The organism is Nonomuraea sp. NPDC051298 (genome assembly GCF_055586305.1).
The window spans coordinates 100,251-125,399 of the sequence record NZ_JBVJIM010000003.1 but is presented as its reverse complement, the minus strand read 5'-3'; the positions used below and the strand labels follow the sequence as shown (position 1 = coordinate 125,399).

The 25,149-nt window shown below is 70.9% G+C and carries 26 protein-coding genes; 9 read left to right on the top strand and 17 right to left on the bottom strand.

Translation table 11 applies throughout. The features are described from left to right. Positions 1–8: 8 nt before the first annotated feature. Complete coding sequence (locus ACZ6S0_RS10570) at positions 9–449, top strand: MarR family winged helix-turn-helix transcriptional regulator (protein WP_465915481.1); 441 nt, start codon at positions 9–11, stop codon at positions 447–449. 8 nt (positions 450–457) lie between these two features. On the opposite strand, the gene ACZ6S0_RS10565 is transcribed toward ACZ6S0_RS10570, so the two are convergent. Genes ACZ6S0_RS10565 through ACZ6S0_RS10555 form a run of 3 tightly spaced genes read right to left on the bottom strand, consistent with a single transcriptional unit; the run spans position 458 to position 3,045 of the window. Beyond that, positions 458–1,168 carry an FkbM family methyltransferase gene (locus ACZ6S0_RS10565; protein ID WP_465915480.1) on the bottom strand — a complete coding sequence of 237 codons (711 nt, stop codon included), beginning with the start codon at positions 1,166–1,168 and terminating at the stop codon, positions 458–460. 42 nt (positions 1,169–1,210) lie between these two features. Continuing rightward, entirely contained in the window at positions 1,211–1,906 is a 696-nt protein-coding gene (locus ACZ6S0_RS10560) for a response regulator (RefSeq protein ID WP_465915479.1), read from the bottom strand. Beyond that, positions 1,903–3,045: a sensor histidine kinase gene (locus ACZ6S0_RS10555; RefSeq protein ID WP_465915478.1), complete on the bottom strand. Its 1,143-nt coding sequence runs from the start codon at positions 3,043–3,045 to the stop codon at positions 1,903–1,905. Before ACZ6S0_RS10555 ends, ACZ6S0_RS10560 begins: the two co-directional genes overlap by 4 nt. 628 nt (positions 3,046–3,673) lie before the next feature. On the opposite strand from ACZ6S0_RS10555, the gene ACZ6S0_RS10550 reads away from it, so the two are divergent. Further along, positions 3,674–4,291, top strand: coding sequence for a hypothetical protein (locus ACZ6S0_RS10550; protein WP_465915477.1), 618 nt, complete (start codon positions 3,674–3,676; stop codon positions 4,289–4,291). 57 nt (positions 4,292–4,348) lie between these two features. On the opposite strand, the gene ACZ6S0_RS10545 is transcribed toward ACZ6S0_RS10550, so the two are convergent. Both ACZ6S0_RS10545 and ACZ6S0_RS10540 read right to left on the bottom strand, forming a co-directional pair. Continuing rightward, positions 4,349–5,845: a M28 family metallopeptidase gene (locus ACZ6S0_RS10545; protein WP_465915476.1), complete on the bottom strand. Its 1,497-nt coding sequence runs from the start codon at positions 5,843–5,845 to the stop codon at positions 4,349–4,351. A 127-nt stretch (positions 5,846–5,972) separates the two neighbouring features. Continuing rightward, positions 5,973–6,920, bottom strand: coding sequence for a DNA polymerase domain-containing protein (locus tag ACZ6S0_RS10540; RefSeq protein ID WP_465915475.1), 948 nt, complete (start codon positions 6,918–6,920; stop codon positions 5,973–5,975). A gap of 246 nt (positions 6,921–7,166) precedes the next feature. Between ACZ6S0_RS10540 and ACZ6S0_RS10535 the strand changes: the two genes are divergently transcribed. Continuing rightward, complete coding sequence (locus ACZ6S0_RS10535) at positions 7,167–7,841, top strand: TenA family protein (RefSeq protein ID WP_465915474.1); 675 nt, start codon at positions 7,167–7,169, stop codon at positions 7,839–7,841. 24 nt (positions 7,842–7,865) lie between these two features. On the opposite strand, the gene ACZ6S0_RS10530 is transcribed toward ACZ6S0_RS10535, so the two are convergent. From ACZ6S0_RS10530 to ACZ6S0_RS10515, 4 genes are all read right to left on the bottom strand, one after another. Continuing rightward, a complete protein-coding gene (locus tag ACZ6S0_RS10530) occupies positions 7,866–9,989 on the bottom strand; it encodes a carbon starvation CstA family protein (protein ID WP_465915473.1) in 2,124 nt (707 codons plus the stop codon). Positions 9,990–9,992: 3 nt separating this feature from the next. Further along, positions 9,993–10,334 (bottom strand): hypothetical protein, encoded by a 342-nt coding sequence (locus ACZ6S0_RS10525; protein ID WP_344894588.1) that lies wholly within the window; start codon positions 10,332–10,334, stop codon positions 9,993–9,995. Positions 10,335–10,437: 103 nt separating this feature from the next. Beyond that, positions 10,438–11,103: a response regulator gene (locus ACZ6S0_RS10520; RefSeq protein ID WP_465915472.1), complete on the bottom strand. Its 666-nt coding sequence runs from the start codon at positions 11,101–11,103 to the stop codon at positions 10,438–10,440. After that, positions 11,100–12,335, bottom strand: coding sequence for a sensor histidine kinase (locus tag ACZ6S0_RS10515; RefSeq protein WP_465915471.1), 1,236 nt, complete (start codon positions 12,333–12,335; stop codon positions 11,100–11,102). The genes ACZ6S0_RS10520 and ACZ6S0_RS10515 overlap by 4 nt, the downstream gene beginning before the upstream one ends. Positions 12,336–12,723: 388 nt before the next feature. Between ACZ6S0_RS10515 and ACZ6S0_RS10510 the strand changes: the two genes are divergently transcribed. After that, positions 12,724–13,701 (top strand): DUF2332 domain-containing protein, encoded by a 978-nt coding sequence (locus tag ACZ6S0_RS10510; protein ID WP_465915470.1) that lies wholly within the window; start codon positions 12,724–12,726, stop codon positions 13,699–13,701. A 66-nt stretch (positions 13,702–13,767) separates the two neighbouring features. Next, positions 13,768–14,247 (top strand): GNAT family N-acetyltransferase, encoded by a 480-nt coding sequence (locus tag ACZ6S0_RS10505; RefSeq protein WP_465915469.1) that lies wholly within the window; start codon positions 13,768–13,770, stop codon positions 14,245–14,247. Here ACZ6S0_RS10505 and ACZ6S0_RS10500 read toward each other — a convergent pair. Both ACZ6S0_RS10500 and ACZ6S0_RS10495 read right to left on the bottom strand, forming a co-directional pair. Beyond that, positions 14,225–14,428 (bottom strand): hypothetical protein, encoded by a 204-nt coding sequence (locus tag ACZ6S0_RS10500; RefSeq protein WP_465915468.1) that lies wholly within the window; start codon positions 14,426–14,428, stop codon positions 14,225–14,227. The two genes, ACZ6S0_RS10505 and ACZ6S0_RS10500, sit on opposite strands and share 23 nt — an antisense overlap. Positions 14,429–14,677: 249 nt before the next feature. Next, positions 14,678–15,247 carry a TetR/AcrR family transcriptional regulator gene (locus tag ACZ6S0_RS10495; protein WP_465915467.1) on the bottom strand — a complete coding sequence of 190 codons (570 nt, stop codon included), beginning with the start codon at positions 15,245–15,247 and terminating at the stop codon, positions 14,678–14,680. A gap of 72 nt (positions 15,248–15,319) precedes the next feature. On the opposite strand from ACZ6S0_RS10495, the gene ACZ6S0_RS10490 reads away from it, so the two are divergent. Beyond that, positions 15,320–15,814: an FBP domain-containing protein gene (locus ACZ6S0_RS10490; RefSeq protein WP_465915466.1), complete on the top strand. Its 495-nt coding sequence runs from the start codon at positions 15,320–15,322 to the stop codon at positions 15,812–15,814. 123 nt (positions 15,815–15,937) lie between these two features. Here the strand turns inward: ACZ6S0_RS10490 and ACZ6S0_RS10485 are convergent, their stop codons facing one another. The 6 genes from ACZ6S0_RS10485 to ACZ6S0_RS10460 form a co-directional block, all read right to left on the bottom strand. Beyond that, a complete protein-coding gene (locus ACZ6S0_RS10485) occupies positions 15,938–16,402 on the bottom strand; it encodes a hypothetical protein (RefSeq protein ID WP_465915465.1) in 465 nt (154 codons plus the stop codon). A gap of 61 nt (positions 16,403–16,463) precedes the next feature. Then, a complete protein-coding gene (locus ACZ6S0_RS10480; RefSeq protein ID WP_465915464.1) occupies positions 16,464–17,087 on the bottom strand; it encodes a DJ-1/PfpI family protein in 624 nt (207 codons plus the stop codon). Positions 17,088–17,101: 14 nt separating this feature from the next. Next, the gene (locus tag ACZ6S0_RS10475) at positions 17,102–20,389 is read right to left on the bottom strand and encodes an AfsR/SARP family transcriptional regulator (RefSeq protein ID WP_465915463.1); all 3,288 of its coding nucleotides are present in this window, start codon (positions 20,387–20,389) and stop codon (positions 17,102–17,104) included. Between the two features lie 87 nt (positions 20,390–20,476). Then, on the bottom strand, positions 20,477–21,616 hold the full coding sequence (locus tag ACZ6S0_RS10470; RefSeq protein WP_465915462.1) for a serine hydrolase domain-containing protein: 1,140 nt from the start codon (positions 21,614–21,616) through the stop codon (positions 20,477–20,479). Positions 21,617–21,658: 42 nt separating this feature from the next. After that, the gene (locus ACZ6S0_RS10465; protein ID WP_465915461.1) at positions 21,659–22,213 is read right to left on the bottom strand and encodes a dihydrofolate reductase family protein; all 555 of its coding nucleotides are present in this window, start codon (positions 22,211–22,213) and stop codon (positions 21,659–21,661) included. A gap of 68 nt (positions 22,214–22,281) precedes the next feature. After that, positions 22,282–22,869, bottom strand: coding sequence for an NADPH-dependent FMN reductase (locus tag ACZ6S0_RS10460; RefSeq protein WP_465915460.1), 588 nt, complete (start codon positions 22,867–22,869; stop codon positions 22,282–22,284). A gap of 222 nt (positions 22,870–23,091) precedes the next feature. Between ACZ6S0_RS10460 and ACZ6S0_RS10455 the strand changes: the two genes are divergently transcribed. The 3 genes from ACZ6S0_RS10455 (at position 23,092) to ACZ6S0_RS10445 (ending at position 25,030) form a co-directional block, all read left to right on the top strand. After that, positions 23,092–23,463 (top strand): DUF1801 domain-containing protein, encoded by a 372-nt coding sequence (locus tag ACZ6S0_RS10455; protein WP_465915459.1) that lies wholly within the window; start codon positions 23,092–23,094, stop codon positions 23,461–23,463. A 331-nt stretch (positions 23,464–23,794) separates the two neighbouring features. Then, entirely contained in the window at positions 23,795–24,331 is a 537-nt protein-coding gene (locus ACZ6S0_RS10450; protein WP_465915458.1) for an SMI1/KNR4 family protein, read from the top strand. 228 nt (positions 24,332–24,559) lie between these two features. Further along, positions 24,560–25,030 (top strand): hypothetical protein, encoded by a 471-nt coding sequence (locus ACZ6S0_RS10445; RefSeq protein WP_465915457.1) that lies wholly within the window; start codon positions 24,560–24,562, stop codon positions 25,028–25,030. The last annotated feature ends 119 nt before the right edge of the window (positions 25,031–25,149 follow it).

Here is a 25,149-nt window from a genome sequence, read left to right as displayed (position 1 = left end):
GAGTCGGCATGAGCGAGCCGGAGGGCGGCGGGCCCGCGTTGTTCCGGCTGGTGCGGTTCTGGTCCCGGCGGTGGGCGGGCCGGGCGTCGCAGGAGCTGACCGGGCAGGGCCGTCACGTGCAGCACATCCTCGTGGTGGAGGCCGTTCACACGGGCACCCGCGAGGAGCCCACCGTGGGCACGGTGGCGCACCAGCTCGGGCTCGACCACTCCGGCGCCAGCCGCATGGTCAAGGACGCCGTCGACGCCGGCTACCTGGCCCGCGCCACCTCCGAGCACGACCGCCGCCGCGCCTCCCTGCGCCTCACGGAACGCGGCCACGACCTGCTGGCGGGCTCGCGGGCCTGGCAGGTGGACGCCTTCGCCGAGCTGACCGCCTCCTGGGACGAGCAGGACCGGCGGCGGTTCGCGGGCTACCTGCGACGCCTGGCCGACGAGGTGGGCGCCTGAGCCTCCCGCTACAGCTTCCGGGCGCTGAACAGGTAGTTGCGCCGCCGGTGGGTGACCTCGCGGGTCCGCTGCCATCGGCCGCGCCACCAGATGTGCATCCGGTATCCCATCCCCAGCAGCGGCTCCACCACGTCGTCCGCGGCCAGGCCGTACTTGTCGAGATGACGGTCCTCGATCTCCAGCAGGAGAGTGGGCCGCTGGCGCTCGATCGTCCGCTGCCCGCCTTCCAGCACCGCCGACTCGAAGCCCTCCACGTCCACCTTCATGAAGTTCACCCACGGGATCTTGCGGGTCTCGCAGATGTGGTCGATGGAGTACACCGGCACCTCCAGCGTCCTGCCACCGGACTCGTCCGGGCGTTTCACACCCGTCATCAGGTGGGCCCAGCCGTGGTTGGGCAGCAGCCCGAACCGGTAGGGCAGGCGGAGCCGCTGCCGTCCGTTACGGGGGCCGAGCGCGGCATTGGTGGCGATCACGTGACCGGCCCCCGCCGCCCGCCGCGCCGACTCCAGGATCCGGTACGGCACGCCCAGCGGCTCGAAGCTGTGCACCTGCCCTCCACGCCCCACCAGGCGGGCCAGCGGAAAGGTGTACATCCCGTACGCGGCGCCGACGTCCAGACACACGTCACCACGCCCTACGAACTGCGCCAGCCCGCGCAGCTCCGACTCCCGGGACAGCGTGCGAGCCACCGTGGCCGCCGTCGACAATCTGATCATGCCCAGGACGGTACGAACCAGCTCGGTGCGCCCGGATCCCCCTCAGGAGCGCAACCTCCGGCCGCGCCGTGCCTCCGCGGAGCTACGTCCGGCCACCACCAGGCCGCTCTCGTAGGCCAGCACCACCGCCTGCGCCCTGTCGCGCAGGTGGAGCTTGCCGAGGATCCGGCCCACGTGCGACTTGACCGTCTCCTCCGCGATGGTGAGGCTTCGCGCGATCTCGGCGTTGGACTGACCGTCGGCGATGAGCCTGAGCACGTCGAGTTCGCGAGGGGTGAGCGCGTTCAGCCGCAACGCCTCGCGCTCGTCGATCGACTGCCTGCTCGTGAACTCCTCGATCAGCCGCCGCGTCACCGACGGGGCCAGCAGCGCCTCTCCCCCGGCCACCACGCGCACCGCGCTGATCAGATCCTCCGGCGGCGCGTCCTTCAACAGGAACCCGCTGGCCCCGGCACGCAGCGCCGTGTACACGTAGTCGTCGACGTCGAACGTGGTCAGGATCACCACCCTGGTCCCCGGGACGTCCGCGACCACGCGCCGGGTGGCCTCCAGCCCGTCGAGCCGCGGCATGCGTACGTCCATGAGCGCCACGTCCGGTCGCGTGCTCCTGGCCATGGCCACCGCCTCGACGCCGTCGGCGGCCTCGCCCACCACCCGGACGTCGGGCTGCGCCGACAAAAGCGCCGCGAACCCTCCCCTGACCATCGCCTGGTCGTCCGCGATCAGCACGGAGATCATTTCTCCTCCTGTGGCAGCACGGCCCGCACGGCGTAACGCCCGTCGGCCCGCGTCCCCGTGAACAGCTCACCGCCCAGCAGCGTCACCCGCTCACGCATGCCCACCAGCCCGAACCCGGCCCCTGCCCGTGGCCCTGCCCCCGCCCCGAACCCGGGCTTGGCCCCGGGCTCCGGCTCCGCCCCCGCCTCGTTGACCACCTCGACCACGAGACCCGCGCCGTCCCGGCCGATCGTGACCGCTGTCGGGGCGCCGTTGGCATGCTTGATCACGTTGCTCAGCGCCTCCTGAACGATCCGGTACACGGTCAGCGACACCGACGCCCCCAGCTCGGGGACCGGCTCCCGCAGCTCCATCCGTACCGGCGTACCCGCCCGCCGCGCCGACTCCACCAACTCGGCCAGCTCGCCCAGCCCCGGCTGCGGCTCCGTCAGCGGACCGTCCCGATCACCCCGCAGCACACCCAGAAGCTGCCGCATCTCACCCAGCGAGGCGCTCGCGGCGGCGTTGATGTCACGAAACTCCCGCGCCACCTCCCCCGACACCCCACCCTCGATCCGGTACGGGGCCGTCGCCGCCTGCACCGCGATCACGGACATGTGGTGCGCCACCAGATCGTGCAGCTCACGGGCGACCCGCGCGCGCTCCTCCAGCAGCCGCCGCTTGCCGTACTCCTCCGCGACCCGCAGGGTGCTCAGCCGCCGCAGCTTGAGATGGTGCCCGAGCACCGTCGCGGTCAACAGGCTCAGCCCCCAGAGCATCATGGCCAGCACCACGTTCGGCCACCTGGACTGCACCCACGACGCCGACAACACCCCCGCCCCCAGCGTGATCAGGTACGCCACGGCGGTGACCCGCCACGTGGACACCAACGCCACGGTGAACATCACCACCGCCTGGGGCAACCCCTCACTGACCAGCCAGGGCCCCCAGTCACCCACGCTCAACAGGGTCGCCACGAGCAGCAACCCCAGCATGCTCCACCACGCCGCCATCGGCCGGTACCAGGCCACGACGACCGGCACCGCGTACAACACCCCGATCAGCAGCCCGGGAACACCCAGCCCTTGGAGGAACGCGAACATCCATACGTTCAACACGGCGACCACGCCTGCGATGGCCACGTACGGACGCCGCGCCACCAACGGCCTCCCCGGATCGGCCGGCGAACCAGGCATCCGCGCGAGGTGCGCATCACGCAGGACGGTCAACACCCCCACAACCTACGCGGTCACACCACACGATCAGCCCGCACGGCCCTCCCCACGAGGGAGCCGCTCGGGCTCGGGACAACGGCTCGCTGAATTCGGCGACCGGATGCCGTACGGTGGAGTTCCAATATCGCCCGTCGGAAGCCGCACGGGTCACTTGCGGCACTTGACGAATCCGTGGATGCCGGTTCCATGCCGAGATCTTGTTGCCCCTACACCATCAGCCAGGCCGTGCCCGCTGCGTGCCCGTTCGGACGGCGATCGACGGGAAGTCGCGGGAACTCACGATCACTCGACCCTAATCGGCTCAGGTCAGCATTTCCCTGGTCAAATTCTGTGACCTTGAAGGAATTCCCAAGCTGACAGCACGGGTTCGATTCCCGTCACCCGCTCCACAACGAAGGCCCAAGTCATCCCGCGCAGGTCGAGGCTATCGCGGCGACGCTGGTGTGCGCGTGCCCGGAATGCGGGCGATTGGCGCGATCGCTGAACCGTCTGGGCTTGACCTTGACGCGACGTCAACGTTTCTCATCGGAGGTGAACCGCCGAGGAGAGGAACGTGATGGTCGAAGCCGTGCTGCGGGTCGTGGGGTTCGAGCTCAAGGGCCTGGCCGCCATCGGGCAGTGGGTCGTACGCCGACGGCACGGGGTGCCCGCCGGTGCGACCGTCGTGACGTACGCCAAGGAGCAGGCGTTCATGCTGACGCTGATGGTGTTCGCCATGGCGGTGGAGACCGTGGTGGTGGACCTGCTGCTGGTGGCCCTCGGCGTGCCCGACTGGCTGCGGTACGCGGTGTTGGTCGCCGACGTGTACGGCCTGCTGTTCGGCGCCATGCTGGCCGCAGCCTGCGCGACCCGGCCCCACGTCGTCACCCCCGGCGAACTGCGCATCCGGTACGGCGTGTACTTCGACCTGCGCGTGCCCCGCGACCGCATCGCCTCCGTACGCACCAGCCGGGTCTACAACGAGTCGCACCTGGTCGCGATCGAGAACGACCGGCTCACCGTGGCCGTCTCCTCGCAGACCAACGTGACGATCGAGCTGACCGGGCCGGTCACCGCCGTGCGCCCGTTCGGCCGCCGGGCCGAGGTCACCTCGATCCGCCTGTTCGCCGACGCGCCGGACGTGCTGCTGTCGGCCCTGCGTACGGGCGACCCCGCGCAGCCCCGGACGTAGGGGGACCAAGGGGGCAAGCGCGTGGCCGGGCGGGCACCCCGCCCGGCCACGACGGAGTCAGCCCGCCGACAGAGCGGTGGCCGACTGGGCGGCCGCGGTCCTGGATGGGATGGCGCGCAGGTCGAAGGCGAAGCGGGCGACCGAGTCCGCGATCGCGTCCGCGTCGACGTCGAGCGCCGTCAGGTCGATGTTGGCGATCGTGTCGCACGCCTGGTGGTAGCACGGGTCGTACGCCACTCCCGCCGTCCCGCCGAACAGCGCCGCCTCCTCGGCCGTCTTGATCCCCTCGGCACCGGTGAAGATGCCGCCCGACGGGATCCCGACCGCGATGAACGGCCCATAGTCGGAGCGCCCGTCGAAGTCGGTGCCGACGGTGGGCAGGTCGCGGGAGTCGTAGAAGGCGGAGAGCTGCCGTTCGATCTGGGCCGAGCCGGGGGGACCCGCCGGTGAGCCGACGTTGTCGGAGTCGTCGCCGTCATACAGCTTGTACGCGTAGTTCGGCGAGGCGATCATGTCGAAGTTCAGGTAGACCCTGATCCGGTCTCGCTGCGACTCCGACAGGGAGGCGACGTACTGGTCCGACCCGAGCAGCCCGATCTCCTCCGCGGCCCAGAAGGCGAAGCGGACCTTGTTCTTGACGGGGAAGAACGCCATCTCCTCCGCCACTTCCAGGATCGCCGCGCTGCCCGAGCCGTTGTCGTTGATGCCGGGACCGACGGGCACGCCATCGAGATGCGCGCCGACCATGACGACGTTGCGCGGGTCACCGAAGCGGGACTCGGCGATCACGTTGTCGGTGGTGCCGAGCACGAGGTTGGCGTCGACCTTGAGCCGGACGGTCGCGCCCGCCGTGCCCGCCAGCTCCGCGCCCACGGCGAAGTCGGCGAACACCATCGGGATCCCGGCCCGCCACTCGCCGATGTCCAGCGGGTACGCGTCGGTGCGCCCCGGCTGGCCCTCGTTGAAGACGATGATGCCGGACGCTCCGGCGTTCTTCGCGTTCTGGACCTTCTGTACGAAGGCGCAGGTGCCGCGCTGGATGAGCGCGATGCGGCCGGCGGTGAACCCGGCGAAGTCCGACTCCTCGCAGCCGCTGGTCGAGCTGGGCGTCGGGGCCGGTGGCAGGGTCAGGTCCACGGCCTGGACCTGCGCGGTCACGTCGCCCGCCGGGGATGGCTGGAAGGAGAAGAAGTCCTCGTTGGGCACGTACGTCTTCGCGCCCGGCGCGGTGAGGTCGAGGACCGGCGGGCTGTTCTCGGACCAGCTCTCGACGTAGTTGATCGGCTGCAACGTCACCTTGTACCCGGCTTTGCGCAGCTTGCCGGCCACGTAGTCGCGGGAGGCGTCGTAGCCGGGGGTGCCGGTGGCGCGGTTGCCGCCGTTGGCGTCGGCGATGGCCTGCAGGGCGTCGAGGTGTTTCTTGGCGTTCGTCCCCTTGACCTGCTTGACGAGCAGCTTGGCGAACACGTCGTCGAGGCCGCCCGCGTGCGCGGGAGCAGCCATGGCCAGGGGTAAGGCGAGCACGGTGATCAGTACGGTGAGCGTTCTTCTCATTCGGGTTCCCCCCACGGTGGACGGAAGTCGCGGCCACGTCCCCCGAGGCGCCGCCTCAGGAAGGTAACCCGGAAGAGGATCAACGAGAAGACCCACTCATGTGGCAAAAACCGGACATCGTCCTCGGCTACTCGGCGCGACGCGCGCGTGCCCGCCGCTTCCCCTCGTGCATCGCCTGTACGCGGGCCACCGGAATCGTGTGCCCCTCCTCGACGAGGTCGGCGGGCAGCCGCTGCGGCTCGGGCATGTGCTCGGCCCACGGGTCTGCCTCGGCCAGCAGCCCCGGCGCGGTGCGGATGGTGAAGTCGCCCGGCGTCACCCGGTCGAGATCGTCCCAGGCCACGGGGAACGACACGGGCACCCCCGGCCGGATGCGCGGACTGTAGGCGGCCGCGACCGTCGCGCCGCCCGCCCGCGTCGAGTCGAGGAACACCTTGCCCGCGCGATCTTCCCTGATGAACGCCGTGGTGGCCAGCGAGGGGTCCACCCGTTCGGCACGGGCGGCCAGGGCTCTGGTAGCCGCCGCGAGATCGTCCATCGGCGTGCCCTCCACGACGGGTACGAACACGTGCACGCCCTTCGCCCCGCTCGTCTTCACCGCGCCCGTCAGTCCTGCGTCGGCGAGCGCCTGGCGCACCAGGAACGCGCCGCGCACGGCCAGCGAGAAGGAGTCGTCGTGCTCGGGCGGGTCGAGGTCGAGGACCAGGTGGGTGGGATGGTGACCGGCGAACAGCGCCGGATGGTATTCGACCGCCCGCTGGTTGGCGAACCACAGCAGCGTCCTGCGGTCGTCGCACAGCGCGTACGTGACCTGCCGGCGCGACGCCTCGGCCCACATCGACACCGAACGCACCCAGTCGGGGGCATATTTGGGGAGGTTTTTCTGCACGAACGGCTCTTGCCCTGGACGAACGCGGATGACCGAGAGCGCCCGGTCGCGCAGCACGGGCAGGATACGGTCACGGACGGCGTCGAGATAGTCGACCAGATCGCGCTTGGTGGCCTCGGCACCGTCGAACAGCGACTGGTCGAGGTTGGTCAGGGCAACCCCGTCACGCGTCTCATCAGCGGCCACCCGACCTACGATGCCCACATTCGAACGTGTGGTCAACTTCCCTGGCGGGGCTCGACCGCCGCTGGTGCACGAAGGAGGGCTGCGGCGACCGGGCCGAGGCGGCCAGGCGCTACCGGCGGGTCAAGCTCGTAGAATGCCACCTTCGCAACCGCGATGACGTCCGGCCGTCCTGTCTTCATCCGCATATTTCCCCGCCTTCCGGGCCAAAGCCTCACGGCACCCGGTGACCTCGGAAAAGAGACCGTGATGTTCTCCCACGACATGTGGCAGCGCACGTCCGACCTGATGAGCGCCGTCCACCGGCACCCCTTCGTCGTCGCCCTGGGCGACGGCACCCTCGACCGCGACCGGTTCGCGTTCTACATGGTGCAGGACGGCCGCTATCTGGAGGCGTACTCAAAGGTGCTGGCCACGGCCTCGGCCCGCGCCACGGACCCGGCCGACGCGGCGTTCTGGGCGCGGAGCGCGCACACCGCGCTGGCCGCCGAACGCCTGCTGCACGCCGGCTACATCGAGGAGCTGGGCGCCGACGCCAAGGCCCTGGCCACCTCGCCGACCTGCCTGGCATACGCGTCGTACCTGCAGGCTACGGCCCTCACCGCGCCGTACGAGGTGATCGCGGCGGCCGTCCTGCCGTGCTTCTGGATCTACCAGGACGTCGGTACGGCGCTGCTGCGCCACGCGGGCGACGCCACCGGTCACCCGTACGGCAAGTGGATCTCCACCTACGCGGACCCGGGCTTCGCAGCCTCGGTCGAGCAGGCCAAGGGCATCGCCGACCGGCTCGCCGCCGCCACTGACGGGGACACCCGCGCGGCCATGGCGCAGGCGTACTGCCGGGCGGCGGCGTACGAGTGGATGTTCTGGGACAGCGCCTGGCGGCGCGAGACCTGGCCGACACAACAGTGGCTGGCGCCCTGAGCGCAGCGAGCGCCGTGAGGTGCGTCAGCCGCCCGGCGAAGCCTTCGCCATCGCCTCCCTCTCCTCGCGGGTGGCGATGAGCCCGGCCGGCGCGAGCAGCTTCGACTCCTGGTACGGCGCCTCGGTGTCGGGCAGCGGCTCCCGCGACCTGATCGCCTTGACCCACACCCGGGCCGCGTCGAGGATCACCACGATGATCAGGACGGCGAACAGCGCCGCCAGGATGCCGTCGACGGTCGAGTTGACCACGATCTGCCGCATCGCGCCGGTCGTCTTGGCCGGTGCGAGGAGCTGCCCCTGGTCCAGCGCCGTCTGGTAGCGGTCACGCTGGGCGAAGAAGCCGAGCGTGGGGTCGGCCGAGAACACCTTCTGGTAGCTGGCGGTCAGCGTGACCGCCACGTCCCAGGCCAGCGGTATCCCCGTCACCCAGGCCCACTTGAGCCGCCCGCTCTTGATCAGCAGGGTCGTGGCCACGGTGAGCGCCACGGCGGCCAGGAGCTGGTTGGCGATGCCGAACAGCGGGAAGAGCTGGTTGATGCCGCCCAGCGGGTCGTTGACGCCCTGGTAGAGGAAGTAGCCCCAGGCCGCCACGACCACGGCGCTGGCCGCGACGAGCCCCGGCCACCAGCTCACCCGCGCGATCGGCTTCCACAGGTTGCCCAGCGTGTCCTGGAGCATGAACCGCCCCACCCGCGTGCCCGCGTCGACCGTGGTGAGGATGAACAGCGCCTCGAACATGATCGCGAAGTGGTACCAGAACGCCTGCAGCCCCGCTCCCCCGAGGAAGCCGGAGAAGATCTGCGAGATGCCGACGGCCAGCGTGGGCGCGCCGCCCGTCCTGGCGATCAGCGTCTCCTCCTGGACGGCCGCCGCCGCGGCCTGCAGTTGGTCGGGCGTGATGACGAAGCCCATGTTGGTGACCGCCTCAGCGGCGCTCTGCACGGTGGCCCCGACGACGCCCGCGGGCGAGTTCATCGCGAAGTAGAGCCCCGGGCTGAGCACGCTGGCCGCCGTGATGGCCATGACCGCCACGAACGACTCCATGAGCATGGAGCCGTAGCCGATCATCCGGACCTGGCTCTCCTTCTGGATCATCTTGGGCGTCGTGCCGGACGAGATCAGCGAGTGGAAGCCGGACAGCGCGCCGCAGGCGATGATGATGAACACGAACGGGAACAACGACCCGGCGAAGACCGGCCCCTTGCCGTTGAACGCGAAGTCGGTGAACGCGGTGGTCTGCAGCGGAGGCATGGTGACGGCGATGCCGACGGCGATCAGCACGATGGTGCCGATCTTCATGAACGTGGACAGGTAGTCGCGCGGCGCCAGCAGCATCCACACGGGCAGCACGGCGGCGACGAACCCGTACGCGATGAGCCACAGCGCCAGCGCCGACGGGCTGAGCGTGAAGAACGGCGCCCAGCTCGACCCCTGCACCCAGCCGCCCGCCACGATCGACAGGATCAGCAGCGCGACCCCGATCACCGTGGTCTCGACGACCCTGCCCGGCCGGATCACCCGCAGGTAGAACCCCATGAACAGGGCGATCGGGATGGTCATCGCGATGGAGAAGACACCCCACGGCGACTGCGCCAGGGCGTTGACCACGACGAGCGCCAGCACGGCCAGCAGGATGATCATGATGGCGAAGACCGCGACGAGCGCCGCCGCCCCGCCAACGGGCCCGATCTCCTCGCGGGCCATCTGCCCCAGGCTGCGCCCGTTGCGGCGCATGGAGAAGAACAGCACCACCATGTCCTGCACGGCCCCGGCGAAGATCACGCCCGCGATGATCCAGATGGTGCCGGGCAGATAGCCCATCTGAGCGGCCAGTACGGGCCCGACCAGCGGCCCCGCCCCGGCGATGGCGGCGAAGTGGTGGCCGAACAGGATCCGCCGGTCGGTCGGCTGGTAGTCGATGCCGTTGTCGAGCCGTTCGGCCGGGGTGGCCCTGCGGTCGTCGGCCCGCAGCACCTTGCGCACGATGAACCGGGCATAGAAGCGGTAGGCGATGGCGTACGAGCCGAGCGCGGCGCACAGGAGCCACACCGCGTTGACGTTCTCGCCTCTGGACAGGGCGAGCACGCCCCACCCCACGGCGCCGACGGCGGCCACCGCCGTCCAGATGATGATGGAACGCAGCTTCACCCGTTACCTCCCTGATGAAGGGCCATATATGGGGCGCCCCAGGCAGCAGCGCAGACCGGCGTCCGGCGGCAGATCGGAGGTGAACCGCCGCCAGCGCCACAGCGGACGGCAGTCGATCGTCACAGGAAGCTCGGCGAGATGCACCCAGGCGGTCGGATGGGCGTACACCAGATCGGTCGTCCCGAGCCTGCGCGCACGCCGGGGCAGCTTGGCGCGGCTCAGCGGCCTGACCGAGAACTCGCCCGCGTCGGCACAGCACAGGCCCGTCACGTGCCAGTCGAAGAAGACGACTTCTTCGGTGCGGAGGGCTTCTCGGGCGGCGGGAGTGAGCGTTATCGGGGACATCTGTGGCTCCTGAAAGAACAGGCAGCTCAGAAATTCACGTCCGCCGTACCCGGCGGTATGGCCGTTGAAACGTTTGTACGCCTCACGAGATGATCTCGGCCGCTCAGGAGTGGCCGGCCAGGCGGCGTTCCCAGGCCCAGGCGACCAGTTCGACCCGGTTGCGCATCCCGAGCTTGGCCAGGACGGCGGTGACGTGCCCCTTGACCGTGCTCAGGGAGATGCACAGCTCGGCGGCGATCTCCTGGTTGGTACGGCCCCTGGCGACGGCCAGGACGACCTCGGTCTCCCGCTCGGACAGGGGTTGCGAGGGCGCTCTGACGGGTTCGTCCATGGTGACCCCGGTGGCCGCGAGGTGGCGCAGCAGGCGCAGGGTGATCTGCGGTGAGATCAGGGAGTCGCCCTGGTGGGCCGCCCGTACCGCCTCGACCAGCAGGTCGGGGCCGGCGTCCTTGAGCACGAAGCCGGTCGCGCCGCCGCGGAGCGCGCCGTAGACGTACTCGTCGAGGTCGAACGTGGTGACCACGATGACGCGCAGCGGGTCGCGGGCGCCCGGCCCGGCCAGCGCGCCGGTCACCTCGATACCGTCTAGGCGGGGCATCTGGACGTCCACCAGGCACACGTCCGGACGCAGCCGCCGGGCCAGCGCGACCGCCTCGGCGCCGTCCGCCGCCTCGGCGATCACGCGGATGTCGGGCTGGTCCTCCAGGATGAGGCGCAGGCAGTCGCGAATCACCGCCTGGTCGTCGGCCAGCAGCACCGTGATGCTCACCGCCACCCCCGACCGCCGTCGCCCCGCCCCCGACCGCCCTCGCCCTCGCCCTGCCCGCGATCGCCGTCGCCCCGCCTCCGATCGCCGTCGCCCCGCCCGCGACCGGCAGGGGTGGCGCGGGCCGGGAGCGGCAGCTCCGCCCGGACGGCCCAGCCGCCCTCGGGACGCGGCCCCGCCGTCAGCTCCCCGCCCAGGGACTCCACCCGCTCCCGCATGCCGACCAGCCCGTATCCGCCACCGACACCGACACCAACCCAGCCGGTGCCGGTGCCGGGAGAGGGCGGGGCGTCGTCAGCGACCTCGACCGTCACCAGCCCTGCGGCCTGTGCGACGGTGACGGTGACCGCGGCGGCCTCGGACGCGTGGCGGGAGACGTTGGTCAGCGCCTCCTGGACCACCCGATGGACGGTGCCGGCCACCTCCGACGGCCACACCGGCTCCCCATCGGGCAGGCGCAGGGACACCGAAGGCCCGGCGAAGCGGCCGACCAGCTCCGTGAGCCGTTCGGCGGGTCCGTACGCGTCGCGAGGCGGCCCTCCCGACTCGCGCAACAGGCCGACCACCCGCCGGGTCGCGGCCAGCGCGTCGGAACCGGCGGCCTCGATGTCCGCCAGCGAGCCCGCCACCCGGCCCGGGTCCCCCCGGGCGACGAGCCGCGCGGCCTGGGCCTGGAGCACGACGCAGGTGACGTGGTGGGCCACGACGTCGTGCAGCTCCCTGGCCAGCTCGAGGCGTTCGTGGCGGCGTACCCGGTCGGCGGCGGCCGCACGGCGGGCGTCGAGCAGCCGTGGCCCCAGACCGGCGGCGAGCGCGGCGAGCCAGGCCCCACCGTTCAGCAGGACGGGCGCGGTGTGCGCGGAGCCGGAGAACAGGCTGCCCACCACCACCGCCAGACCGCCACCGCCCACCGCCACGGCCTGCGACGGCGGCAGCACCCTGATCGCGGACCCGACCAGCACCGACAGTCCAAGAGCCAGACCCGGCCCCGGCTCGGCGGGCAGTTCGGCCAGCCGCGCGACCACGATGGCGGCCACCGCCACGCCGAGACCGGCGACGGCCGCCCACCACCGGGCGCGACGGCGTACGAGGGCGAGCCCGCACACCACCGCGCCCGCCGCACAGTCGAACACCCAATAGCCGCCGCCCCAGGTCACCGCCAGCCGGTACGCGCAGAAGGCGAGCACCACGGCGAACACCACGGCGAGCCCGGCCTCCACCCATCGCTCCCGCACAAGCCCACGCTAGGGTCGGCGCCTCGCACGGCGACACCGGCCAAAAGTACGGTCCCACCCCCGCGCCCGCCCGACCCGCCTCGACTTCGCCGACGTCAGCACTCCTCCACGGAAACGACCAGCTTCTCCTGACCACCCTCCGGGGAGTCGTCAACCGCTGCCGTCCCCGCCCTCTACTTCAACTACGACGCCGCGAACCACGACACCCGCCGGCTGGACGGCACCGGCGCCACCGTCACCCGCCACGACCGTCCACTCGACCTGGTCGCCCGCTACGAGCACCTCGACCCGCGCTGACCGGCCCGCGCCGATCCCGCGGAGAGCGGACCCGTCGATCTTGTTAGGCTCCGTGACGGGACCCGCCCCCACCTGACCATGGAGGCCGCCGATGCCACCCGAGCCCGCCACCACCGCCGACGGCACGGCCGAGCAGTACCGGCTTTTCGCGTCCATGGAGGCCCACGGAGAGTCCCCGCTCTACGAGCACCTGGCCAGGAGCGTGGCCGACGACCCCGTCCTGCTCGACCTCCTGGCCACCCTCCCCCCGGCCAAGCGCCAGCCCAACCTCCTCTTCGCCGCCGTCCGCCACGTCACCGGCGTCCCGGACGACTACGCCGGCTTCCGGCGGGCCCTCCTCGGCCACCGTGACGCGGTCGTCGCCACGATGCTCGCCCGCCGCACCCAGACGAACGAACCGGCCAGATGCGCCGCGCTCTACCCGCTGCTCGCGTCCCTGCCCCAGCCCCTCGCCCTGCTGGAGGTGGGGGCGTCGGCCGGGCTGTGCCTGCTCCCCGACCGCTACGCCTACGACTACGACGGCGTCGTGACCGGGGACGTGGACAGCTCGTTGCGGCTGCCCTGCCACGTCGAGGGCGAGCTGCCCAGGCCGGGGGCCGTCTCGGTCGCCTGGCGGGCCGGCATCGACCTCAACCCGCTCGACGTCACCGACCCGGACGACGTCCGCTGGCTGCGTACGCTGGTCTGGCCGGAACAACACGACCGCCTGCGCCGGCTGGACACCGCGATCGCCCTGGCCGGCGCCGACCCGCCGCGCATCGTACGGGGCGACCTGAACGCCCGGCTCGGCGAGCTGGCGGCCGAAGCCCCTCAGGACGCCACGCTCGTCGTCTACCACACCGCGGTCCTCACGTACGTGCCGATGGCGGAGCGGGCCGCGTTCGTGGACCGGCTCGCCCGCCTCGACGCCCACTGGATCTCCCAGGAGGGCCCCGACGTGCTGCCCGACATCACCGCCCGCCTCGGGCCGCTCCCGCCGGCGCGGAAGCTGACGTACGTCCTGGCACTGGACCACCGGCCCGTCGCGCTCACCGCCGTCCACGGCGGCCTGATCCAGTGGCTGCCGTGACCCCTGGACGCCCCAGGGCGTTCGGCGCTCCCTAGAGTCTCCGTCATGCCGACAAACCTCCACCTCGTGCCTGTGACTTCCGCCAACTTCGACGCGGCCATCGCGGTCAAGGTCCGGCCCGACCAGGAGCGCTTCGTCTCGCCGGTGGTGAAGTCGCTGGCCGAGGCGTACGTGTATCCCAAGGCGGCCTGGCCGCGCCTCATCCTCGACGGCGACGACCACCCGGTGGGTTTCCTCATGGCCTTCATCGACATCGACTGGACCGGCACCGGCACCGACTTCCGCTCCGGGCTGTGGCGACTCAACGTGACACCGGACGCGCAGGGCAAGGGGGTCGGCCGTTTCGCGGTCGAGTCGGTGGCCGCCGAGGTCAGGCGCAACGGCGGCCACCAGATGTACGTCACGTGGGAGCCAGGGGAAGCCGGCCCCGAGGGTTTCTACCGCAAGCTCGGATTCCGGCTCACCGGCGAAACGAGCGGCGGCCAGACGGTCGGCGTCCTCGACCTGCCGTCACCCGTTGCCCTCACTCACCCCACACGAGCCTGACGAACACGATGAAGAACGCGCTGCCCACCGCCAGCCACTGGGCTGCCCGCGCCCACGCCGGAAGCTTCGCGCCGGGCTCGCCCGCCACGCGTCTCCTCGCATGGACTACGAGCCCCAGCCCGGCGAAGACCACGGGTGCGAGCAGCAAGGTCAGCCAATCAACCAGCACCGGCATGTTCATCGGACGCCCTCCCCCTCCAGCCACCACGCCCCGCATCCTCCCCCACCAACCCGGGACCCTTCCCACAGCCCACAGACCCGGGCCGGTTCCCCCCGCCTGACCGCCACAAGGAGCCCCGTGACCTCGTCTCCCCGCCCTCCCCGCCCGAAGACCAGGGACGAGGCACTGGGCTGGATCCGGTGGAATCAGCACGGCCGGGCCGGTGCGACCCCCCCGGCCTGAACGAGCCCGCGGGAGCGCCAGGGCCGTTCAGGCGGGTGGCCAGTTCCTGAGGACGGCGTCGAGGGCGTCCAAGGTCCGCTGCCACGAAACCTCCACGTCGCGCGGGTGGCGACCGAACCCGCCCTGCGCCTCCAGGCTCACGTAGCCGTGGAACATGCTGCCCAGCATCCGTACCGCGTCCGTCTGGTCGGGCTCCGCCAGGTCGTAGCCGCGCAGGATCGCCCGCGTCATGTCCGAGTGCCGCCGCGCGGCGCTCGCCACCGCCGTCTCCGGGTCGAGCTCGATCTGCGCCGCCGCGTACCTGCCCGGGTGTTCCTTCGCGTAGTCCCGGTACGCGTTGGCGAACGCCACCAGAGCGTCCTTGCCCGCGCGCCCGACCAGGGCGGCGGCGGCCCGGTCGGCCAGTTCGGACAGGGCCAGCGCCGCCACCCTGACGCGCAGGTCCTGGAGGTCCTTGACGTGCGCGTACAGGGCCGCGGGCTTGACGCCGAACCTGCGGGCGAGCGCCGAGGCGGTCACGTTGTGGAAGCCGATCTCGTCGGCCAGTTCCGCCGCCGCCCGGGTCAGCCGCTCCGGAGTCACTCCCGCACGTGCCATGGGCCACCCTTCGCCTTCTTACACGTTTTAAGTATTTGCATAGCATGCCTAGGACGGCTAGCCTCGCCGCTCATGAGACCAGTCACCGAACGCGACATCCGCACATCATTCATCAACTGCTCCAAGGGTGAGGCCAACCGGCTCGGCCTGCCCAAGGACCTCGCCGACCTGCCATGGGACGACCTCGACTTCCTCGGCTGGCGAGATCCGGGCGCGCCGGAACGCGCCTACCTCATCGCCGAGCGGGACGGCCCGCTGGTCGGGATCGCCCTCCGGGTGACGTCCGGCGCCTCGCGGGGCTTCACGGCACGCAGCATGTGCTCGCTGTGCCTGACCACGCACACGGGCGGGGGCGTGGCGCTGATGACCGCACGCCGTACCGGCGAGGCCGGTCGCCAGGGCAACTCGGTCGGGCAGTACCTGTGCACCGACCTGTCCTGCTCCCTCTACACCAGAGGGAGGAAGGACACCGCGGGAGCCGGAGTCATCGACGAGTCCCTCACCCTGGAGGAGAAGGTCGCCCGCATCCGGCTCAACCTGCACTCCTTCCTGGACAAGGTCGGATGACGACGGCGACCGGGCGAGGCCCAACCGCGCGCCAGGATCAACGACCTCACCGAACCAGCCGCGTCCCCCTCCCGCCCCACACCCGAGACGGCCCCGACCACGGCGCCTCACTGGAACGAGATCTCAACGGAACGGCGCCTCACCGACCGCCGCGAGCAACTGGATCGGAAACTCCGGATCGGCCTGCCCCACCACGAGCGCAACCCATCGTCCGGCCACGCCGCCCGGCCGCCAGACCACCATCCTGTCGCTGAGCTGGCTGAGCCGGCCCATCGGCTCAGGCGCCGGGGCCTCGCTCTCCAGCCAAGGCCACAGATCGACCACCTCAGGCCGCCCCCAGCGCTTGGTCAGCGCGCTCGCCAGCGCCTCGTACGCGGCGTCGATCTCTTCCTCCGCCGCCTCGACGACCTCCTCGCCGCGACCGTCCCAGAAGTCCTGGCTGGCCTTCAGAACGCACACGTGATAGCCCTGCCCGCTGGGGCGACACCCCTCCCACGCCCCTCCGTCCACCGCCACTCGTTCCACTTCGCCGGGAAAGGGCCGGACGAGCAGTCCGTCAACGGCGGCGAGCCGGTCTTCCACTGTCATGCGTCGAGGCTAGTAACCCGGCGAGACTTCACGGCCCCCGCGCAACCTTCGCCGTAGGACGTCAGCGGATCCCCCTGGCGAGAAGATCCTTGGCGGCCTGCGGCGCCTTGGCGGGTGAGCCGGCATCGAAAGGCGGCTGGGGGTCGTACTCGATCGCAAGCTGGATCGCCTCGGCCGTGGTCTGATCAGCGATCTGCGCCGCCAGGGCGAGGGCCATGTCGATGCCGGAAGAAACCCCTGCCGCGGTCACGATCTTCCCCTGGAACACGACTCTCTCGGGGGTGTAGGTGGCTCCGAACGACTCCAGTACGTCGATCGCCGCCCAGTGCGTCGTCGCGGAGAGCCCATCGAGCAGCCCGGCTGCGGCCAGCAGCAGCGAACCCGTACAGACGGAGGTGGTCCAGACACTCCCCCGGTGCATTCGACGGATCCAGCCGAGAAGCCTGTCGTCCTGGAGGAGGCCCCTGCTGCCGGGCCCTCCTGGAACGAGCAGTACATCGCAGAAGTCGATCTCGGCGAACGCCGCGTCGGCGCTGATGGCCAACCACTTGGGGACGTCACGCACCGGCCCGGCTTCTTCGGCGACGAACACGATCTCGGCCTCAGGAAGGAATTTGAGCACCTCGTACGGGCCGACCGCGTCAAGGGCCGTGAACCGATCGAACAGCGGGATGGCGATGCGCACGACGACTCCTCCGGTCAGCTTGATTGGTCGAGCAGGGCGCGGGCCTCGTCCGGCCCCAGCTCGAGACCTCGGCCGAACGCCTCGGCGAAGCCGTCGTCGCCCAGGGCGGCTCGTGCCGCGGCGGTCGCCCGTTCCGTGTCGCCCCGTTCGGCAGGAGTGGCCGCGACGCGCGTCGATTCGCGCGCGGCCGCCGCCGCGCCCAGCAACCGGGCGGCATCGTGGGGGCGGCCGTCGAGCGCGCTCGCGCCGGCGAGTCCGGACAGCGCCTGGACGATGTCACCCATGACTCCGAGCTGGCGGCCGACCGCGAAGGCTTCCAGATGCCGGGCCAGGGCCGCCGCCGCGTTCCCGCGCAGCTCCTCGACGTACCCGAACTCGACCAGCACGCTTGGCAGGTACAGCGGGCGGCCCGGTCCCTCGTCCTGCCGCTCCGCGGCCTCCATCAGAGTACGTAGGTGAGCCTCGGCGGCATCGAGGTCGCCCTCCCTACGAGCGGCGAAGGCCAGCCCCATCTCGGCGAACACGACCCCAAGCGGAGAGCCCTGCTCGACGGCGAGCCGCAGGCCCCTGCCGCAGTAGTCGCGTGCCAGGGGGTAGTCGCCGTTCTGCATGGCGATCCAGCCGAGCCAGGACAGGTGCCCGGAGACGTCGGGCCACAGCTCGAGCTCCTCGGCTATGCGCAGGGCGTCGCGGTGCAGGCGGGCGGCCCGTTCGTAGTCACCGGTCAACCCGGCGTGGGCGCCGAGCCACTCGGTGGCCTGCAGCAGGCCCCACCGGTCGCCGAGCCGGTGGAACAGAGCCGCGCTCTCCGCGCCGTCCCGTTCGAGCGCGCCGGCGTCACCTCTCACGTGGGCCTGCTTGGCCCGCAGTGCCAGCGCGGCGGCGACTCCCCACTGGTCGTCCAGCGCGCGGAAGGAGTCAAGGGCGCGGTCTATCCGTTCTCCCGTGGCGGCCACGTCGCCCAGGTCGATCTCGGCGAACGAGAGGAACCACTCCGCCCTGGCCCGTCCCCTGGGGTCGTCCGCCTTCTCGTAGGGGCGCAGCGCGGCCGCGTGGCGCTCCGGCCAGTCCGCGAGGTCGCCGAGGAGAAACGAGATGCCGGTGCGACAGGCCGCGGCCCGCGCTCGGGCGGACGGTGGGGCGGCGGTGCCGACGCGGAGCGCGGCCTCGAGCGAGCGCCGGGCCTCGGCCAGCCGCCCGCGCAGGAACCAGTACCAGGTGAGCGCGTTGACCAGCCGCAACGCCAGGTCGGCGGCACCCTGCTGCACGGCGGTGTCGAGCGCGCCGCGCAGGTTGGCGGCCTCGGCGTCCAGGCGCTGCAGCCATCGCCGTTGCTCAGGCCCGTACAGGTGCGGCTCGGCCTCCTCTGCCAGCGCGACGTAGTGGGCGCAGTGCCTCAGCCGGATCCGCTGGACCTCGCCCGCCTCGTGCAGCCGATCCAGGCAGTAGGCGGCCACCGATTCGAGCAGCCGGTAGCGAGGTCTGTCGTCACCACGGTCGGAAACGGTCACCAGCGAGCGATCCACCAGGCGGGCCAGGGTGTCGAGCGTCTCCCCGCGCGACGCGCCGTCCGCCGAGGACACCGCCTCGGCGGCCTCCGCCGTGCAGCCGTCCGAGTGGACGGCCAGTCGGCGCAGTACGACCCGCTCGGCGGGAGTGAGCAACTGCCAGCTCCAGTCGATCGTCCCCGTGAGCGTCTGCTGGCGTGGCGGAGCACCCCGGTGTCCCGTGGCCAGCAACCGGAAGCGGTCGTCGAGCCCAGCGGCCAGACCGTTCATCCCGAGTGCCCGTACGCGGGTGGCGGCCAGCTCCAGCGCCAGCGGAATGCCGTCCAGCCTGCGACAGACCAGGGCGACGGCCTCCGCGTTGCCGGGGGTGAGGGCGAACCCGCGGGCCGCGGCGCCGGCCCGGGTGACGAACAGCCGCACCGCGCTGAAGCGCTCCAGGCTCGCGGGGTCGCTCCCGTGGGCGGGTTCCGGCGCCTCGAGCGGAGGCACGGGCCACACGACCTCGCCCGCCAGGCCGAGCGGCTCGCGGCTGGTCGCCAGAACGCGCAGGCCGGGAGCGGCGCGGAGCAGGAGATTCGCTAGCTCGGCCACATGCTCGACCACGTGCTCGCAGTTGTCGAGCACCAGCATCAGCCGCCGGGTGCGCAGGGCGCGGGCGAGCCGTTCGGTCGGCGTCAACTGCTCGTGCGGCGCGGCGACGTCCCGGATGTCCAGTACGGCCATCACCGCGTCGGCGAGGACATCCACGGCGTCCGGCTCCCCGGGACGGTCGAACGTCCCCAGCTCGGCCAGCCAGACGCCGTCGGGGTACGACTCGACCAGCGGGATGGCCACCTCCACCGCGAGACGGGTCTTGCCGACTCCCCCGGACCCGGTGAGCGTCACCAGGCGGCTCCGCTCCAGCACCACGCGCACCTCGGCGACGGCATCGTCCCGGCCGATGAGGCCGGTGACCGGGCTGGGCAGGTTCGTCGCGGGCCGTACCGCGGCCACGGCGATCCCGGAAACGCCGATCTCGGAGACGACGGGGGACGCGACGGGCACGTCCAGCCCGCGATCCTGGACCAGGATCGCCTGTCGCAGGCCAGCCAGATCTTGGCCAGGGACCAGCCCCAGCTCCTCGTCCAGGTGAACGCGCAGTTCCTCGTAGCTCGCCAGTGCCTCGGCCTGCCGCCCGGCCCGGTACAGGGCGAGCATGTGCAGGGCCCGCGCCCGCTCGCGCAGCGGGTGCCGGGCCAGCAGGTCACCGAGGTCGGCGGCCACGTCGGCGGCGACGCCGAGTGCGAGCCGCGCCTCCGCCAGGTCCTCCAGGGCAGCCAGGCGCAGCTCCTCGACGCGGGCGATCGTGGCGCGCGCGAACGGCTCGTCGGCGAAGTCCGCGAAGGCGGGCCCGCGCCACAGCGCGAGGGCGTCGGACAGCAGCGCCGCCTTCGCCCGCGGGTCCGTCGTGTCGCGGGCCTCGGCCGTCAGGCGCTCGAACCGGCCGGCGTCCACCAGGTCGTCGCCTGCCGCGAGCAGGTAGCCGGGCGGGGGCGAGATGACGAGCGCGCGGCCGCCCGGCTCGGCGTCCTCCAGCGCCCGGCGGAGCTGGGAGACCTTCGCCGACAGCGCTCCCGGGGGATTGCCTGGCAGGTCGTCGCCCCACAGGTGCTCGATCAGCGTGTCGGCGGAGACCGGGCGTCCCGCGTGCACGAGCAGCGCCGCGAGCAGGGCACGGACCTTGAGCCCCGGCACCGCGACGAGGTCGCCCTCGTCGCTCCACACGGCCAGCGGCCCCAGGACCCCGAAACGCATGACCGTCACGATAACCGCACGCGGTCGCGCTCCGCCTGCCAGGAAGGCCCCTGTGTACGGCGCTTCAGCAACGAGCCGGGTGGCCCGTCACCGGGGAGACAGCACCTTGGCGACGATCGCGCCGAGGTGGTGGAAGGTGCTGTAGTCGCCGGCGGTGACCCGGGTCTTCGCGACCGCGAAGGCGACGCCGCTCGCGGTGTCGGCGTACGCGGCGGTGCCGCCGCTGCCGGCCAGGCCGAACAGGGTGGGGCTGTCCAGCGGGCCGGGGAAGCCGAGGTCGTAGCCCAGCCCTCGGTTCGCCGGGAAGCCGGTGGTCTCGTCGACACCGCCGATCGCGACGGCGGTGACCTCGCTGAGCCGCTCGGGGGAGATGAGCCGTACGCCGTCGACCTCGCCCATCAACGCCGCGTACATCCGCGCCACGGCGCGGGCGGTCACGACGGCGCCCGCGGGGATGTCGGCGGTGAGCAGGTCACGGCGATTGCAGTACGCGGCGGTCGGCATGGCGGCGGGCGGCGCCGCCGTCCACCCGTTGACGACGCGGAAGAACGGCACCTGTTCGGCCATCGCCGCCATCATCTCCGGGGTCAACTCCAGGCCGCCCTCCGGCTCCCCGAGGCGGGCCAGGCGGTCCAGCTCGGACTCCGGAACCCCGAAGAACATCTCCGCGGAGACGCCGAGCGGCCCGGCCACCTCGTCCGCGAGCACGCGTGAGATCGGCCGGCCGGTGACGCGCCGCACGATCTCGCCGATGATGTACCCGTACGACTGGGGGTGGTAGCCGGTCCTGGTTCCCGGCTCCCACCATGGCGCGGCCCCGGCGATCGCCGCGCACATGGCGTCCCAGTCGGTCAGGTCCTCGGGCGTGGTGGCCTGGGGGAGGCCGGGCACGCCTGTCGAGTGGGTGAGCGCGTGGCGGACCGTGGCCCGCTCCTTGCCGTGCACGCCGAACTCCGGCCACAGATCCACGATCGGTGTGTCGTAGCCGAGCACGCCCCTTTCCACGAGCACGTGAACGACGGTCGAGGCGACACCCTTGCCCGTCGACGTGACGTGGAATGGCGTGTCCGCAGTGACCGGCCGACCCGTGGTCGCGTCGGCCGTCCCGGCGACGGCGTCGACCACGAGGTCGCCGTGCCGGTACACCGCGACCTGCAGGCCATCCTCGGCGCCCGACTCGACCAGATGGTCGACGGCGTCCCGTACCTGCCGCTGAACGTCCTTCATCCCGGTGTTCCCTCCTGGTGATGGCATGTGATGGTTTCGCTGTCAGCGCATCGGCTCGTAGGTCTGCACGACGACGCCCGACTCGAACGTCCTGGTGCCGACCGGCCGCATGCGGGTTTCGCTCCAGCCCGTGAACAGGTGGTCTCCGCGGCCGAGGACGACGGGGTGGATCCAGAGCCGGATCTCGTCGACCAGGCCGTGCCGGGTCAGGAGGCGGGCCAGGTCGCCGCAGCCGTACATGAGGATGTCCCGGCCCGGCTGCCGTTTCAGCTCGCGCACCGCATCCACGACCTCGCCTTCGATCAGCCTGGAGTTGGTCCACGCGAGTTCGCGGAGCGTGGTGGACGCGACGAACTTCGGCATGGTGTTGATCCGGTCGGCGAAGCCCTCCTGCGGGCTTCCCGCGTCCGTGATCGAGGGCCAGCTCTCGGCGAACCCCTGATAGGTCACTCGGCCCATCAACAGCGCGTCCGCGGCGAACAGTTGGTCGCGGGCGTAGCTGCCGTACTCGTCGGTCAAGTATTCGAGCGACCACTCCTGGGGGTCGTCCTGGACGCCGTCCAGGGTCACGAAGACCGATACGATCACCTTGCGCACATCGTGCTCCTCGGGTCACGCGCACGCCGCCTCCGGCGGTCCCGCGCTTCAGCAGGCTTCAGTGGCCTTCAGTAGGTGTAGGGGGTCCTGGCTCGCGCCTCGCACAGCGCGTACGCCCACCAGGTCAGCTCGTCGAGCAGCGTCTTGACCGTGGTGTTGCAGGCCGCGGTCGGTACGGGCCAGCTACCGTCGGCCGCGAACAGGTTCCAGTAGCAGGGCAGGCTCACCACGGTGCGGATGGGCACCGCGTGCAGCTCCGTGAACACCTCCCGCAACTGGGCGGCGGCGTGCAGGCCGCCCGATTCCCTCCCGTACGCGATGAAGGTGACCGGTTTGGCCCGCCACTCCTCGTAGAACCAGTCGATGGCCGTCTTGAGCGGAGCGGGGAAGCTCCGGTTGTACTCCGGTGTGACCACCACGAACGCGTCGGCCGCGGTCAACCGCGGAGCCATCTGCCGCACCTGCTCCGGCATGGGATCGCCGTGGTCGGGGAGGGTGTCGGGCAGCCGCGCGTCGACCAGGTCGATGATGTCGAGGTCGAGGTTCCCGCGCCTGCGCGCATGGGCGGCGAACCAGCCGGCGACCGTGGGGCCGAACCGGCCGTTCCGGGTGCTGCCGATGATGACCGCCAGCCGCAAAGTACTACCGTCCGACATCTCCGCCCTCCCTCGGGCTCGCCCGTCCCACGCCGTCGACTGTGCCGGAGGGTGTTTACGGCCTGTTGACGTCCGGCGCGCGGGTGAGCGTCAACGACCCGTAAGAGCTGTCCCGCACAGTGGGGCCCGCACATCGAGGAGCGCCGACGACGTGAGCGCCGGTGGCCCGCAGATCACCATTCACTTCGAGTCACTTCAAGTCACTTCGAGGAAGGCCCCGCCATGCCCGGTTACGACGTGGACGAGTACGTGCAGACCATGCTCCCGGCACAGCATCGGGACGTGGTCGGTGCGTTGCGCGAGCTGATGCGCGAGAGCGCGCCGGACGCCGCCGAGGTGATCAGCCGCGGATCGCCCGCGTGGAAGGGCGACCGGATTCTGGCCATCATCAGCCACAGCAGAACGCACGTCACCCTGGCCTTCGCCCGGGGAGCGGAGTTCGACGACGAACACGGACTGCTGGAGGGCGTCGGGAAGACGACGAGGCATGTGAAGATCAAGAACCTTGACGGCATCGACCGAACCGCCCTGCGCGACTACATCCACCAGGCCGTCACCCTGGACGGCAACCCGGCCCCCGGGCCGCGCCACTGACCCCACGTCCACACTTCGGAAGGCTGGTCAGCCCACCTGGCCGGAAGTCCTCGATCGCGAGGTGTGGGCCCAGCGCCCGGTAGCCCTGCAACCACCCGAACACCGTCGCCCACCCGAATCCCAAAATCTCTGCGACCAGGCCCGCCTTGATACCAACGAGGCTGGTCCCGGTCTGCTCGGTTTGCCCCGGATCGATGGCGGACGAGGTGATCACACTTCCACCTCAGCCGAGGACGGTCCTGACAAGCCTCGACGATCGTGGTCCCGAAGCCAAAGCGGCTCCTACCGGCGGCATGGGTTCTGTCTGTCGCCACCGCTATTGTCATGGGCCGTGGGATACAACACCGCGCATCTGAACCAGCTCATTGCCCTGGTTCCGCCCCCGTCGTCACCGCTTTCCGGTGCTCGCGCATGGGATGAGCTTTTCGGAGACATCGGGATCCGACTTCCGGATGACTACGTTGCGCTTATCGATCGCTACGGTAGCTGCGAGTTCGCCCGCTGGCTCGGCATCGTCGATATTCGCCTGCTCAGCAAGGAGGCTTGCGCACAATTGCCTCACGAAATGGACTATTACCGGAAATGGCGAGAAGAAGACCCTGAAAAATACTCCCTTGCCATGTGGCCCGAGCCCGACGGATTCTTCCCGTGGGGAAGGACGATCGACGGCGATGCGATCGGCTGGATGACCACAGGAGAGCCCGAAGAGTGGCCCGTGATCGTCATTCCGCATGACTCTGGCCAGGAGCTGCCTATTGCGGAGAGCATGACCGAGTGGTTGGTCGGGTGGGCTTCCGGCAACCGATTCGGCAGTAGCGAATTTGCTGAAGGCGCCGAAGATCACCCGTTGGTGTGTGAACGATGGTGAGGAGTCTTCTCGTCGCGGCCCGAGTGGCGGGCGTGCGAAAACTGCCCTCGGGCCGCACGCGCAACGCGGCCCGCAAGCTCGGGCTGCTCTCAACCGAGGCGATCCCGGACTGGAGAGCCGACCTGCTCGGCAAAGGTGCGTCAGCGGGGACGGCACCCAAGGCTTATCGCCTGCTGCGAGCCGGTTGATCGGTGGTGAACTATGCCGGTGAGGTTACATACGCGGCTGATGAGCGTCCTGCTTGTGGGCTGTCTTGGAATCGTGTTGGTCACCGGTGCTTTCCTGGCGTTCTTCTACTCGCCCACGGACAACTCGATCATCTATGACGGCCCCTATGAGCCGCTGCGCGGTGTGGAGATGAGCCCCGCCTACGCCTCGGAGCTGGCACTCGCCTTTGAGACACCTGGCGGCCTGCTCGTGCGAGCGTTGCACCATTGGGCGGGGATGGCTTTCCTGGTGGTGGCCGTCTTCCGACTGGTGCTCATCCGGAGGTTCCCCCAGGTTCTGCCTGTGCTCGCGCTGCTCGGGCTGGGTGCGCTGAACGTGGCCGTCGGGCTCGTGGCCACCGGCGCTGTGCCCACCGGGGAGACCTTCGAGCAGGTGCCGACCACCTGGTGGTACACCACGCACCTACTGCTGGCGCTCCTGACGACGGCAGCCCTGGTGGTCGCCTGGCGCCGGCATTCGCGGCCGGATTGATCTGCGGGCCTGGTCAGCAACAACTGTTCGGCGGCCAGTGAGCCAGAGGGAGGAACAAACCCCAAATCGTCGATCGCCCCCGAGCACGAACGGCGTCCAGCCATGCAGGGGCGATCGTA

Bases quoted from the DNA above. Each gene is read 5' to 3' on its own strand.
- ACZ6S0_RS10500 (WP_465915468.1), bottom strand. From the start codon at position 14,428: ATGAACATGCCGGTGCTGGTTGATTGGCTGACCTTGCTGCTCGCACCC.
- ACZ6S0_RS10455 (WP_465915459.1), top strand. From the start codon at position 23,092: ATGCCCGGTTACGACGTGGACGAGTACGTGCAGACCATGCTCCCGGCA.
- ACZ6S0_RS10495 (WP_465915467.1), bottom strand. From the start codon at position 15,247: ATGGCACGTGCGGGAGTGACTCCGGAGCGGCTGACCCGGGCGGCGGCG.
- ACZ6S0_RS10535 (WP_465915474.1), top strand. From the start codon at position 7,167: ATGTTCTCCCACGACATGTGGCAGCGCACGTCCGACCTGATGAGCGCC.
- ACZ6S0_RS10570 (WP_465915481.1), top strand. From the start codon at position 9: ATGAGCGAGCCGGAGGGCGGCGGGCCCGCGTTGTTCCGGCTGGTGCGG.
- ACZ6S0_RS10565 (WP_465915480.1), bottom strand. From the start codon at position 1,168: ATGATCAGATTGTCGACGGCGGCCACGGTGGCTCGCACGCTGTCCCGG.
- ACZ6S0_RS10460 (WP_465915460.1), bottom strand. From the start codon at position 22,869: ATGTCGGACGGTAGTACTTTGCGGCTGGCGGTCATCATCGGCAGCACC.
- ACZ6S0_RS10485 (WP_465915465.1), bottom strand. From the start codon at position 16,402: ATGACAGTGGAAGACCGGCTCGCCGCCGTTGACGGACTGCTCGTCCGG.
- ACZ6S0_RS10445 (WP_465915457.1), top strand. From the start codon at position 24,560: ATGAGCGTCCTGCTTGTGGGCTGTCTTGGAATCGTGTTGGTCACCGGT.
- ACZ6S0_RS10475 (WP_465915463.1), bottom strand. From the start codon at position 20,389: ATGCGTTTCGGGGTCCTGGGGCCGCTGGCCGTGTGGAGCGACGAGGGC.
- ACZ6S0_RS10545 (WP_465915476.1), bottom strand. From the start codon at position 5,845: ATGAGAAGAACGCTCACCGTACTGATCACCGTGCTCGCCTTACCCCTG.
- ACZ6S0_RS10560 (WP_465915479.1), bottom strand. From the start codon at position 1,906: ATGATCTCCGTGCTGATCGCGGACGACCAGGCGATGGTCAGGGGAGGG.
- ACZ6S0_RS10510 (WP_465915470.1), top strand. From the start codon at position 12,724: ATGCCACCCGAGCCCGCCACCACCGCCGACGGCACGGCCGAGCAGTAC.
- ACZ6S0_RS10525 (WP_344894588.1), bottom strand. From the start codon at position 10,334: ATGTCCCCGATAACGCTCACTCCCGCCGCCCGAGAAGCCCTCCGCACC.
- ACZ6S0_RS10490 (WP_465915466.1), top strand. From the start codon at position 15,320: ATGAGACCAGTCACCGAACGCGACATCCGCACATCATTCATCAACTGC.
- ACZ6S0_RS10470 (WP_465915462.1), bottom strand. From the start codon at position 21,616: ATGAAGGACGTTCAGCGGCAGGTACGGGACGCCGTCGACCATCTGGTC.